The following is a 12402-nucleotide window of genomic DNA, read 5'->3' on the forward strand; positions in this document are numbered from 1 at the left end:
CCCGTCAGGCCCGGCCCCATCAAAGGAGGGACGTTGTTATGGCGATCAAGGATATTTTGACGGTTGTCGACCTCAACGGAAAACAGGCTGCGCCACGGCTCGCGCTCGACCTTGCAAGCCGCACGGGCGCCCATGTGACAGGTCTTTCGATCGCGTTCGAGCCGGTGGTGCCGGGCTTCATCGCCGCCCCCATGCCGGCCGATTATATCGAGATCGCCCGCGATTCCGCGCTGAAAGCCGCTGCGAAGGCAGGCGAGGCGTTTTCCGACATGGCGCGCAAGAGCGGCGTATCTTCGGAAGTGCGCACCGCCGAGATGATTACCGGTGGGACAGCGGAGCCGGTGGTCTCGCATTGCCGCTTCACCGACCTTGTCGTCATCGGCCAGGATAACCCGGACGAGCCGGAACCGATGCGGGAAACGCTGATCGAAGCGGCACTTTTCGAATCCGGCGTGCCCGTTCTCATCGTTCCTTACATCGGCGCCAAACTGAAGATGAAGAACGTTCTCGTTGCCTGGGACGGCAGCCCGACGGCAAGCCGTGCGGTCCACGCGGCACTTCCGATTCTTGCGATGGCCGAGAAGGTGACCGTGATGATGGTGGAAACCGGAAAAACGTCCCACGGGCAGCCCGGCGCGGATATCGCAACCTACCTCGCTCGCCACAATCTCAATGTCACCGTCGACGTGGTGCCGCGCCCGCAGACGGGCATTGCCGACGCCATTCTCAATTACGTATCCGACCAGGGCGTCGACATGGTTGCCATGGGCGGTTACGGACATTCGCGCATGCGTGAATTCCTGTTCGGCGGCGCGACGCGTGAAATCCTGGCCGCCATGACCGTGCCGGTTCTGATGGCGCATTGAACAGGCGAGACAAACCGGCGGCGGGCATGCCTCGCCGCCGGCGACCGGAACAAGAAACAACAAAAAACAATCATCGACGGTTTTGCGGGAGAAATGATCCAGGGTCCGTATTCAAACCGGAGATTCCCGCGTGACGATCCGCAATCTAGAAGGCCTGTTCGCCCCGTCTTCCATCGCCGTCGTCGGGCCGAATAAACTTCCGCGAGCGGCGTATGATCTTCTGCTTTCAAGGCTTGGTGCCGTTCTTTCCACGACATCTGTGACAATCATCGGCTGCGGTAAGGACGTGCCGGACGGCTTTCGCGCCAAGCGAAGGCTCGCGGACCTGGACAGGGCGCCCGATCTGCTGATCCTCGCCGGCGACCCGCAAGACGCGCCACGGCTTGTGCTGGAGGCGGGCGCAGGAGGAACGCGCGCCGTCATCGCGCTCTCGCCGGGCTTCGACACCTGGCCGGACAATCTGGTGATACGCACCCTTCAAGCCGCCGGAAAGCATACCGTGAGGGTGCTCGGCCCCGGCAGCCTTGGCGTCGCCGCGCCCCGGCAAGGTTTTTTTGCACATCTGGCGGGCGCGGACATCGAAGCGGGCGACCTTGCGCTGATCGCGCGCTCCGGCACAGTGCTCAATGCGACATTGTCTCATGCCGCTTCGAACCGGATCGGTTTTTCCGCCGTCGGGTCCCTCGGCCAGCGCACCGATATCGACGTGAGCGACCTGCTCGACTGGTTCGCCCTCGACTATCGCACTCGCGCAATCCTCGTTCACATGGAAGGCATCGGCAACCCGCGGAAGTTCCTTTCCGCCGCGCGGGTCGCTGCATATTCCAAGCCCGTCATCGCCATCCGGTCGGGCAAAAGCCGGGACCGCAAGGGACAAGGCACCACGCATGCCGGAAGGCTTGCCGCACCCGATCTCGTTTTCGAGGCGGCACTTCAACGCGCCGGCATTCTGCGGGTCGACGATCTGGGGGAATTGTTCGATGCCGCGGAAACGGTGGAACGCCTGCGCCCCGTCGCCGGACGCCGGCTCGCAATCGTCTCGGCAGGGCGCAGCCTCGCGACGATCGCGGCGGATCAACTGGAAACCCGTGGCGGCGAACTGGTCACATTGAGCGAGGAAACGATAAAGGCCGCAGGCTCCAAGGCCCGTACGGGATTGCCCGCCGAAAACCCGCTGATCCTGCCCGAGACCGCACCACCCGAAACCTTTCGCGATACGATTTCCACATTGATGGCGGACCGGCAATGCGACGGCGTTCTCGTTCTTGCCGCCCCTTCCGCATTTTCCTCTCTGGAAGAGACCGCTGCGGCAATTGCGGCGGCTTACAGGGCCGACAAACGTCCTCCAAGCAGGAAAAAGGCGCTGATCGCAACGCTTGCCGCCGGCACTCCCCTGCCGCGAGCAGCACTCGATGAGGCTGGCGTTCCCTGTTACGCAAGCGCGGCCGATGCCGTCAGAAGCTTCATGCACCTCGTGCAGTATACCGAAGCGAAAACCCATCTGATGGCAGCCCCGCCCAGCCTGCCGAGCGACTTCGAACCGGAAACGGAAAAAGCACGCGCAATAGCCAAAAACGCCCTGCAAGAGGGGCGTCTGTGGCTCGACCCTGGAGAAGTCTCGGCAATTCTCCGGGCCTATGAAATTCCGCAGATCGAAACGCTGTTCGCGAGCGACCTCGACACGGTCTTCAAGAACGCCGAAAGCCTGCTTGAGAAAACCGACCGAATCGCGCTCAAGATCGTCTCACCTCAATTGCCCTTCAAATCCGATTTCGGCGGCGTCATCCTCGATATCGCGACACCGGAGCAGGCATGTTCCACCGCGAAAAGCCTGATCGGGCAGATCGGCGAGAGCCATCCGCAAGCCGATATTTCCGGCATCGTCCTGCAGCCGATGCGGTCTCACCCCCATGCGGCGGAAATCTTTGCCGGGATTGCGGACGATCCGACCTTCGGCCCGACGATCGTCTTCGGCCACGGCGGCACGGCGATTGAAATCGTTTCGGATATCGCGCTGGAACTTCCCCCGCTCGACCTCAACCTCGCCGAAGGCCTTATGAGGCGGACGCGCATATGCAAGCTCCTGCAAGGCTTTCGCAACCGCCCGAAGGCGGATTTTCATGCCGTCGCGCTCACCCTCGTCAAGCTTTCCCAGATTGCCGCCGACATTCCGGAAATTCGGGAAATGGACGTCAATCCGCTTCTCGTCGATGCCGATGGCGTGCTGGCGCTGGACGCACGCATATCCGTCGCCGAACCGGCCGCGCATAAAGGCAGGCAGGGCAAGTCCCGCCTTGCGATCGCACCCTACCCGAAGGAACTCGAAAGCTCGGTCGAGCTCAAGGACGGATCAACCGTCTTCATCAGACCCGTGCGCCCGGAGGACGAAGAGCGCTATCGCAGGTTCTTCGAGACGGTGTCGCCGGAAGATCTGCGCCTTCGTTTCTTCGCGCCCGTCAGGGAATTCACCCACGCGTTCCTCGCTCGTCTCGTGCAATTGGACTATTCGCGCGCCATGGCATTCGCGGCGATCGATCCGGCCAGCGGAGAGGTTCTGGGCGCCGTGCGCCTGCACGCAGACCCCGACCACCTGACCGGCGAATACGCGATCATCGTCAAATCCAGCCTGAAGGGGCGAGGGCTCGGCTGGGTGCTGATGAAGCGAATTATCGATTACGCCAGAGTGGATGGCATCGAAACGATCAAAGGCGAGGTCCTGAAGGAAAACACGACGATGCTCGACATGTGCCAGGCTCTCGGCTTCACGATCCGCACATCGCCGGACGACGACACCATCGCCGTCGTGTCGCTGACGGTCAGCGAAGCGGCGCGCCGGCTGTCGGCGGAAAATGGGCCGGCCTGACGGCTTCAGCCGGCGCGTATCTGGCTCAACGTCCTGACCGGCGTGATCGCCTCCGGGTCGAGCTTCAGATGCAGGAGCGCCGGCTTGCCGCTTGCCCTGGCTCTCTCGAAGGCCGGGCCAAATTCCTCCGCCGTTTCCACCGTTTCGGCATGAGCGGAATAAGCGCGCGCAAAGCTCGCGAAATCCGGATTGACGAGCGTCGTCGCCGACACCCGGCCCGGATAGTCACGCTCCTGGTGCATGCGGATCGTGCCATAAATCCCGTTGTCGACGACAACCACGATAATGGCCGCGCCTTCCTGTACGGCTGTGCCGAATTCCTGCATTGTCATCTGCAGGCAGCCGTCACCGGCGAAGGCTATGACGGTGCGATCCGGAAACTTGAGCTTCGCGGCAACCGCTGCAGGCAAGCCATAGCCCATGGAGCCACTGGTGGGCGCAAGCTGCGTCATGAAGCGGCGGAAACGGTGAAACCGATGGATCCAGGTCGCATAATTGCCGGCCCCGTTCGTCAGGATGGCATCTTCGGGCAGATTGGCCTCAAGCCATTCCACGACATCCGACATTTGCAGGTTTCCCGGAACCCTGGGCCGTGCGCCTGACCATTGGAGATAGGCTTCGTGTGCCGCTTGCGATGCCCCTTCCCAGGCGACTTCGCCCGGCGCATCCAGCGCGCCAAGGGCGCCCGCGAAGGCGGAAGGCGAAGCATGGATCGCAAGGCCCGGGCGATAGACGCGGCCAAGCTCCTCAGCCCCGGGGTGAACGTGAACGAGCTTCTGGCGCGGTTCCGGAATATCCAGAAGCGTGTAGGACTGGCTCGGCATTTCCGACAAGCGTCCGCCGACAAGGAGCAAGAGATCGGCCTCTTCGATCCTCGCTTTCAGCGCCGGGCTGATGCCGATACCGACATCGCCGGCGTAATTCGGGTGAAGATGATCGAACAGCATCTGCCTGCGGAAGGAACAAGCGACCGGAAGGCGGAAACGCTCGGCAAAACGCGTGAATTCTTCACGTGCGGCCTCCGTCCAGCGGCTCCCGCCGAGGATGGCGAGCGGGCTTTTGGAAGCCTTGAGCAGCCTTTCCAGTTCGCCGATCTGATCAGGCGCCGGAAAAGTCTCCACCGGCTCGAAGGGAGCCGGATGCGCAACGGAAGCTTCCTCGACCAGAACGTCCTCCGGCAGCGCCAGCACGACCGGACCGGGCCGTCCGGATGTCGCGGTATAGAATGCGCGCTGCACCATTTCCGGGATACGGGCGGCATCCTCGATCTCCGCCACCCACTTGGCGATGCCGCCGAACATCTGGCGATAGTCGACCTCCTGAAAGGCGTCGCGCCCGCGCATGCCGGTCTCGATCTGCCCGATGAAAAGGATCATCGGCGTGGAATCCTGCTGGGCGATGTGGAGCCCGGCGGCCGCGTTCGTAGCACCGGGGCCGCGCGTGACCATGCAAATGCCCGGACGGCCCGTCATCTTGCCCCAGGCCTCGGCCATGATCGCCGCCCCGCCTTCCTGCCGGCAGACGGTCACAGGCAGGTCGGCATCATAGAGCGCATCCAGCACCGCAAGATAGCTTTCGCCGGGAACGCAAAACACGCGTTCCGCCCCCTGCCGCTCAAGCGCTTCCACCAGAAGCCTGCCGCCCGTCTTCATCTCGCCCGTCATTGTCCGTTCTTTCATGCGGTTCGGCGGGCATATCCGCCCGCCGCAATTCGTTTCATCAATCGCATCATATAGGCACAACGAAGACGGCCGCGCAAAAGCGCGGCCGTTGCCAACTCATTCCACAACGGAATGACTATGCGGGCTTTCAGCCCTTGCGCTTGACCTCGATCCTGGAAGTCTTTTCCTTCGTTTGCCTGGGCTTGGGAAGGCTTATCGTCAACACTCCATTGTCGACATGCGCGGCAATGCTGTCGTGCTCCGGCTCGAATGGCAACGTCATGGCCCGCCTGAACGCGCCGTAGGAACGCTCGGAAACGAACCGGTTCTGTTCGCTGACATCCTTTGAAGCGCGCTTTTCGCCCTTGATCGTCAACATGCGCCCCTCAAGCGACACGTCGATATCCTTTTCCGAAATTCCCGGTACTTCCGCGGTGATTTCCAGGCCTTCGTCAGTTTCCTGCACATCGATGGCTGGAAATCCGCTTCCGAATGCGGAGGACAATGCCGGCAGGGCCTTCGAATAATCCGAGAATACGCGGTTCAAGTCGCGGCCGAATGCCGCGAACGGATCGTTCTTCTCATCCCAGAAAGACGGCAACAGCGATTTCATCGGTGATGCTCCATTCCTGTTTCGCGCAGGCTTTGATGTTGTCGAACGCATTAGCGCCGCCTGCTGCCCGGAATTTTAGCGTTTTCGCCCTCACAAACCTTGATCCTCGTCAACCCGGAGAAAGACGCCCAGGGCCTGGCCCCTATAAGCCTTCAAACGTCGTCGACTGTAACGACGACGAATGTATGCAAATCGCCATCCTCGTCGCGTATCGACACATATTCGCCGGGGCGAAACGCATGACTTCCAAAGCGGTAGCCCGCCTCGTCGTCCTCATCTCCATCGATATCGTAGTGAAAGGCCCAGGACCCGCCGGGACGATGCATCAGGTGGCCGATGTCCTCTTCCTCATCACCCCAGAAACGGCGGACGCGGCAGTTCTTGCGATGCATCTTCCATTGTGTGGCGTCGATATGATCGTCGGCATCGAGCGGAGCGAGGAATTCATACCCGTGATGCGCCGATCCGTTGGGATATTCCTTCGTTCTCGCCAGGTTGAGGCGTATCTTCTTCAAGCCAAGATGCGTTGCCATATCAGGCCTTCCTCCGGATTTAAGTGGTTGTCATTACCTGGGGTCCAGACCCTAATTGCTCAACCGCCCCCGCCGCGACAATGACAAATGTCAAACGCCTGCAACCATTTGTCATTTTACCTTGGGCAGTGATTCGAGCGTGATATTCCGTAGCGGTCCGAATCTTTCTCTTTGATCCTGCCTAAGACATATTGTTCCAAACAGCGCCAATTCAAAGGGTTGCATTTGCGGTGACGGTATCCGGGGAACAATCACGCCAGAAAAGCATCATCGCCTATCTCGGTGATGGAAGAAACCATGGCGGTACGACGGTCAAACGGATCGACACCCACGCGGCGATCGTCTTCCTTGTGGGGCGAAAGGCCTACAAGCTGAAGCGGGCGGTGCGCTTCCCCTTCCTGGATTTCTCAACCCTTGAAAAGCGCAAGGCGGCTTGCGACCGCGAAATCGAGCGCAACCGCCTCTTCGCGCCTGATATCTACCTGGGCACGGAACCCGTGACGCGTGACGACGACGGCAACCTCGCCATTTGCGGCGACGGAGAAACGGTCGACTGGCTGGTCGTCATGCATCGTTTCGACGAAACGAAAACGCTTGATCGGATTGCCGATCAACACGGCATCGACGACGCTCTGGCCGATGGACTGGCCGAGATCATGGTCGAAGCCCACTCGAAAGCGGAAGTGCGGGACGCCGCGGCCTGGATCGCCGATCTCGGCCGTTATCTCGACCAGAATGACGAGGCGTTTCGCGCCGACCCGGATCTTTTTCCGCCGCATCGCGCCGAGGCGCTCTCATTAAAAGCGCGCGAGGCATATCTCCGGCTTGCCGACCTGCTTTACGCGCGCGACCGCCAGGGCAAGGTGCGGCTTGGCCACGGCGATGCGCATCTTGGCAACATCGTCCTGATCGAAGGCAAGCCAGCGCTGTTCGATGCGGTGGAATTCGACGATACGATCGCGACCGGCGATATCCTTTACGATCTTGCTTTCCTGCTGATGGATCTTTGGGAGCGCGGAGAACATACAGCCGCCAACCGCGTCTTCAACCGCTATCTCGTGCTTGGAGGCGATGCGGCGGATTATGACGCACTGGCCGCTCTGCCGTTCTTCCTGATGGTCCGCGCGGCCATCCGCGCCAAGGTAACCGCCGTAGCAATTCCCCATCAACCTCAGGATATGCGGCCCGCGGCGGTCGACGCGGCAAAGCGTTACTTTGAATGTGCGGAACAATTCATGGAGCCGCACACGCCGCGGCTCCTTGCACTCGGCGGACTTTCCGGCACCGGCAAGACGACGCAGGCCCGGCTTCTCGCGCCTTTCGCCGGCCATCCTCCGGGTGCGGTTCTTTTAAGGAGCGACGTTTTCCGCAAACACCGTTTAGGGTTGTCTGAAACGGCCCCCGCACCGCCGGAAGCCTACACCGCGCAAGCGCAAGCGGAGATTTACGGTCTCATGCTGAACGCCGCCGACCGCTGTCTTGCGAACGGCCACAGCGTGATACTCGACGCCGTGTTCGCACGTCCGGAAGAACGCGGCGCGGCAGAGCGGCTTGCGGGCGCTCTTGAGGTTCCATTTACCGGGATATGGCTCGATGCCCCGCGCGAAATCAAGTTATCGCGCGTCGAGACCCGCAAGGGCGACGCGTCGGACGCGGGAGCCAAGGTCGTCGTTTTACAGGAAAACTACGACCTTGGCCGGATCGACTGGCAATGCATCGATGCCTCGCCGGGAATTGACGAGATTCAAGCGAAAATTCGCGAGAACCTTGGCATTGGTCCGCAGTGAATCTGGCCCTGATGCGCTCCGTGAGGGCGGGGCCACCTTCGTGACAGGAAATCGGCCCGATACCAATATATTGGAGCAAATTTCAGGGCGATATCCTGCCGGCGCCCAATCTCAGGAGAGCACATGCGCCGGCAACGGGCTAACTCGCCATGGCTTTCACGAATTCCTGCTCTTCCAGCCGGCTTTCCCTCCTCTCCTTGCGGCCGCGCAGCGGACGGTAGGCGAGGCGATGGTGAAATTCGCAATAGGATTTGCCGCTGTCCACGTTCAGGCTGCAAAAATGGAATTCCGGATCGCCCGGGTCGCCGATAGGCCATTTGCAGGTGTTATGCTTCAGTTCCATCAAGATCGTATGCGTTTCCGTCAGAGCAATGCCGCCACCGCTTTGCGGCATGAAAGCTTCGCAATCCAGCGCGCGCCCTGCACTCAAACCGACCTCGCGATGCTGCGCAGGCAAACGTGGGCCCGCTTTTGTCATGCTGCCTATACGGGCAAGCGTTGGTTTTGCGCGAAGGCGGCGCGGCTTTGGGCTCGACCGCGTCACCGGGGATCGTTTGGGAAGATTCAACCTGTGCGCCTTGCCGATGATCGCATTTCGGGTAAAGCAATCCATGGTCCGAGCGATCTGACTGGCGCTCAAACCTTGCAGCCACAGTTTTTTCAAGAGATCTTCACGTTCCGGCGTCCAGACCATCTGTCATATCCCATTCGCGCAAGACGCGTATTGGAAGACCCCGCAGTGCCGCCCCGCTTCGGCGCAAGCCAACCGCGATGGCAGACAACGCTCCATCCCGCCCGATCCAAAACGCGCCATCTCGCGACAGGCTTCGCACCGGGCAAGGGCCTCCCGTTCCCGGACGAAGGCCTTCCGGCTCCATACGGGCATACGCGACGATCCATGTTCAGGTTGCAGGCGCCAGGCTACGGCGGGTAACACGCCACCGATTGTCGAATTACGCCATGAACTAAAATTCCGACAGTTGCCTTATTTAACTGTAGTCCCCAACCACATGTAAATCATAATGAACAAATTCTTAATCGGTCAATGAATAACGATTTTCAATTTGGAATCTACTATTTATTCTCAAGGATCATGTTCTTTATTTCACGAATAACGATGTCAGAGACTTCTCTCTTAAAGTTCTTGTTCACTTTATCAATCACTTGATTCGGATGCGCAATCGGAATTTCCTTCGACAATTCATAAGTCAATCGGCTTTTTGATTTTTTAACAGACAAGATTCCTTCTTCGCACATTCTCTCCACTTTCCGGCGCACTGTGGAATAAGGTATGTCCGTTTCCTCCGAGATTAAATCCAGATCCGCTTCAAGTTCGTTGGAGTTGGCAATCGCTATTGTCGTAATTATCATAAGCATACTAAATTCATTTACTTTGTATTCCTCCATAAAACGGAATGTAAGGCTAAAAAACATCTCATATATTCGGAGAATGCTATGCGCTTCAGAAGATAACTTATGGTGATGGATGTTCATTCCGCATTAGTCCCATTGCGATCGTTCGTCATTTTGAAGAAACACAAAAAATATGCCGCATTCTTCAATCGGGAAAATCGCAATGTCTTGAACGTACCATCCGGCTTGCGGATATGCATTTGCTGCGGAAAACGTGGACTTGCCGTCGCGCTGCATACCGAGCCGTTATTCTTCATTGAGCAGTTCGAAAATCAGGTCCATCAGCGTATGGACCATTTCTTCCGTTAAATCCACGGCCATCCCCTGCGGCGGCGTCGGGTTCCACAGGATATCCGCACCAAGCCTGAAGACCGTGGCCTTGCCCTCCCGCTCCTTCACGACCACACCTTCATCCAGAAACGGTCGCAGCCGGCGATCCACCGTCGAACGGGAGGAAGCAAGCTTTTCCGCGAGCAGTTCCGCATCCATCGGCACTGAACCGAGATCACCGAGCGCGATCAAAACGAGCATGGTGAGATCCACGGGGTCCTGCGCGCCGAAACGCTCCCGCAGTTGCAGCGTCAGTTCGTAGTACGCACTCAACAGCCGAAGCGCACGAAACCGTGCGCTCCGGGTTTCTTCCGGATTCACTATTCCCGACGACAAATCCGCCCCCTGTTCGGGTATTCCGACGCCGCCGATTCACATTCGTTAAGCGTACGTCACCACCGATTCATGGGCGCAGTATTTTGTTAGCGTTTATGTCTTCGCAACAAACGAGGCTATTAATGGTAAATATCACCAAGCAAAAACATAAGTTTTTACATTAATTTGATTGGTAAATATTACTACTGACGAAACGTCATTAGACACATAAGAGAACCCGCGCGCATTTACCAAGATTGCAAACATTCCGACGACATTTTCTGAGGCAATATTTCAACAGCGGGTGCGAACAAAAATAGCCTGAATGCCGCCACGGCCAGCGACCAGCACGCTCTGGATTTGAAAAGCGGAAATTTTTGAGAGGATGGTACAGACGGGTGGATTCGAACCACCGACCTTCGGAGCCACAATCCGACGCTCTAACCAACTGAGCTACGTCTGCATGCGCGAATGGCGCGGAAACTAAGCGCTAATCCCGAGGAATGCAAGAGGCTTGAAGCCGCCTTTCACGCCGTTCTCCACAAGGCTTGCAACACCTACCGCGCTGCTCGTCGCAAACAAAAACCCGGGCCGAAAGACCCGGGTTCTCGATATTCAGGCTCGAATTGCCTCAAACGGCGTCAGCCCGTTCAGGCCGCCTTGAAAGACTTTACGGACTTTTCAACCGCGTCCTTCACCGGAGCGGAAAGCTCGGTAGCGAATTTAGTCGAAAATTCCTGCATGTCCTTGGCCTGGGCCGTAAACGTTTCGAACTGGGTGCGCGCGAAGCTCGACTGCAGTTCGATGGCCTCAGCAACCGACTTCGCGCCCATCAGGTCCTTCAGGAGCTGGAAGGTCGCGTCGGTGTTCGCCTTGGCGACGTCCAGCGCCTTCGCGTTGAAGTCGATCGTGCCCTGACGTGTCGTCTGGAACGTGTCTTCCAGAAGGTCGGTCGCCTCTTCGGCGGCAGTCTTCACCTTGGCATAGGCGTCACGCGCCTGCTCGATGGACTTTTCGGCGAATTCACGGGCAGCACCCGGAATTTCCACGTTCGGCATGGCGAACGCCTCAAAGTTCGGAAGCGCGGTCTTGGCCGCAGCGGACTTGGTGGATTTGGTGCGCGCCGTCTTGGAGGCAGTGGTCTGGGTGTTCTCGGTCATGATGTGATCTCCTGTCATGTCTCGTCGGATGCGGTCCTGGCTGATTGGAGCCTTGAAAAGACCGCCGGCCGAACCCGACAAATCCAAGGGTCGCCGTCATCCGCACTCGGAATATAGGGGAGGTTATTGTGCATTGCAACATTTTTTTGCAATGCACCATTCAAGACCGGAAATTGCCCCGCCGATGCGCAGTTTACACCCCGCGCAAACCATCACTCACGGGACTGCCACATTCAGGGCTTGGAAGCTTTCGAGGCGTCCTGGGCCGTCTTGCTGGCCTTGTCGCTCAATTCCCGCGCCTGCTCGCCAAGTGTTTCCATCTGCTTGCGCATATATTCTTTATGCAGCTCGAGCATTTCGTTCGCGTCGCCCGCCCGTACGAGCTTCTGTGCGAAATCGAAGGCGGAATTCATATGCTCTTCGGCATATTCCATTGCCTTCTTGTTGATGTCGCTGGCACCGCTTTGCATGGCGGAAGTCGACCCTTCCACCTTGGTGACCGCCTGTTGCGTGGCGGACATGAAATCGTCGAACGCCTTGCGGGCCTGGTCCATGCTCTTGTCGGCGAACTCGCGCATCTGCTCGGGAATTTCGAAACCGGGCTGGTTGTCTGCCATGATCCTGGCACCTCCTGCTGGCTTGCGGGCCGGCGGCTACGCCGGCCGCCTGGAGTCGACCTGCCGCCGATCGATGTGACAATGACATGCTGATCGGCAATTCAGGCAATTCCGACCCAGTGTCCAACAGATGCGCATGTGCGCGCAAGCACCCATATTCAATCTTGTTGCGCGCACTCCCCCGTTAACCACGTAGCAACAAGAGACGGTCACACAGGAATGCCATGCGTGGACGACTCGACAC

Annotated in this window: 11 protein-coding genes and 1 tRNA gene; 3 read left to right on the top strand and 9 right to left on the bottom strand. The window is 58.9% G+C overall.

The window, feature by feature from the left end; translation table 11 throughout:
- Window positions 1-38 precede the first annotated feature (38 nt).
- A complete protein-coding gene (locus HPQ64_RS19610) occupies window positions 39-866 on the top strand; it encodes a universal stress protein (RefSeq protein ID WP_172890297.1) in 828 nt (275 codons plus the stop codon).
- Window positions 867-996: 130 nt separating this feature from the next.
- The gene (locus tag HPQ64_RS19615; RefSeq protein ID WP_172890298.1) at window positions 997-3729 is read left to right on the top strand and encodes a GNAT family N-acetyltransferase; all 2733 of its coding nucleotides are present in this window, start codon (window positions 997-999) and stop codon (window positions 3727-3729) included.
- A 5-nt stretch (window positions 3730-3734) separates the two neighbouring features.
- Here HPQ64_RS19615 and HPQ64_RS19620 read toward each other — a convergent pair whose 3' ends face one another.
- The 3 genes from HPQ64_RS19620 to HPQ64_RS19630 all read right to left on the bottom strand — a co-directional run bounded on the left by HPQ64_RS19620 (window position 3735) and on the right by HPQ64_RS19630 (window position 6536).
- Window positions 3735-5408 (bottom strand): thiamine pyrophosphate-binding protein, encoded by a 1674-nt coding sequence (locus HPQ64_RS19620; protein WP_246270797.1) that lies wholly within the window; start codon window positions 5406-5408, stop codon window positions 3735-3737.
- Window positions 5409-5538: 130 nt separating this feature from the next.
- Window positions 5539-6003 carry an Hsp20/alpha crystallin family protein gene (locus tag HPQ64_RS19625; RefSeq protein ID WP_172890299.1) on the bottom strand — a complete coding sequence of 155 codons (465 nt, stop codon included), beginning with the start codon at window positions 6001-6003 and terminating at the stop codon, window positions 5539-5541.
- A 152-nt stretch (window positions 6004-6155) separates the two neighbouring features.
- Window positions 6156-6536 carry a hypothetical protein gene (locus HPQ64_RS19630; RefSeq protein ID WP_172890300.1) on the bottom strand — a complete coding sequence of 127 codons (381 nt, stop codon included), beginning with the start codon at window positions 6534-6536 and terminating at the stop codon, window positions 6156-6158.
- 230 nt (window positions 6537-6766) lie between these two features.
- Between HPQ64_RS19630 and HPQ64_RS19635 the strand changes: the two genes are divergently transcribed.
- Complete coding sequence (locus HPQ64_RS19635; RefSeq protein ID WP_172890301.1) at window positions 6767-8323, top strand: AAA family ATPase; 1557 nt, start codon at window positions 6767-6769, stop codon at window positions 8321-8323.
- A gap of 139 nt (window positions 8324-8462) precedes the next feature.
- Here the strand turns inward: HPQ64_RS19635 and HPQ64_RS19640 are convergent, their stop codons facing one another.
- From HPQ64_RS19640 to HPQ64_RS19665, 6 genes are all read right to left on the bottom strand, one after another.
- A complete protein-coding gene (locus HPQ64_RS19640; RefSeq protein ID WP_172890302.1) occupies window positions 8463-9017 on the bottom strand; it encodes a GcrA family cell cycle regulator in 555 nt (184 codons plus the stop codon).
- A gap of 380 nt (window positions 9018-9397) precedes the next feature.
- Window positions 9398-9817, bottom strand: coding sequence for a hypothetical protein (locus tag HPQ64_RS19645; RefSeq protein WP_172890303.1), 420 nt, complete (start codon window positions 9815-9817; stop codon window positions 9398-9400).
- A 165-nt stretch (window positions 9818-9982) separates the two neighbouring features.
- Window positions 9983-10387 carry a helix-turn-helix domain-containing protein gene (locus HPQ64_RS19650; protein WP_172890304.1) on the bottom strand — a complete coding sequence of 135 codons (405 nt, stop codon included), beginning with the start codon at window positions 10385-10387 and terminating at the stop codon, window positions 9983-9985.
- Between the two features lie 380 nt (window positions 10388-10767).
- Window positions 10768-10844 (bottom strand) — tRNA-His (locus HPQ64_RS19655).
- A 187-nt stretch (window positions 10845-11031) separates the two neighbouring features.
- Window positions 11032-11541 carry a phasin gene (locus HPQ64_RS19660; RefSeq protein WP_172890305.1) on the bottom strand — a complete coding sequence of 170 codons (510 nt, stop codon included), beginning with the start codon at window positions 11539-11541 and terminating at the stop codon, window positions 11032-11034.
- 233 nt (window positions 11542-11774) lie between these two features.
- Window positions 11775-12158: a phasin gene (locus HPQ64_RS19665; protein WP_172890306.1), complete on the bottom strand. Its 384-nt coding sequence runs from the start codon at window positions 12156-12158 to the stop codon at window positions 11775-11777.
- Window positions 12159-12402: the final 244 nt, after the last annotated feature.

This window comes from Hongsoonwoonella zoysiae (assembly GCF_013266695.1).
In the GTDB taxonomy this organism is placed as follows: domain Bacteria; phylum Pseudomonadota; class Alphaproteobacteria; order Rhizobiales; family Stappiaceae; genus Hongsoonwoonella; species Hongsoonwoonella zoysiae.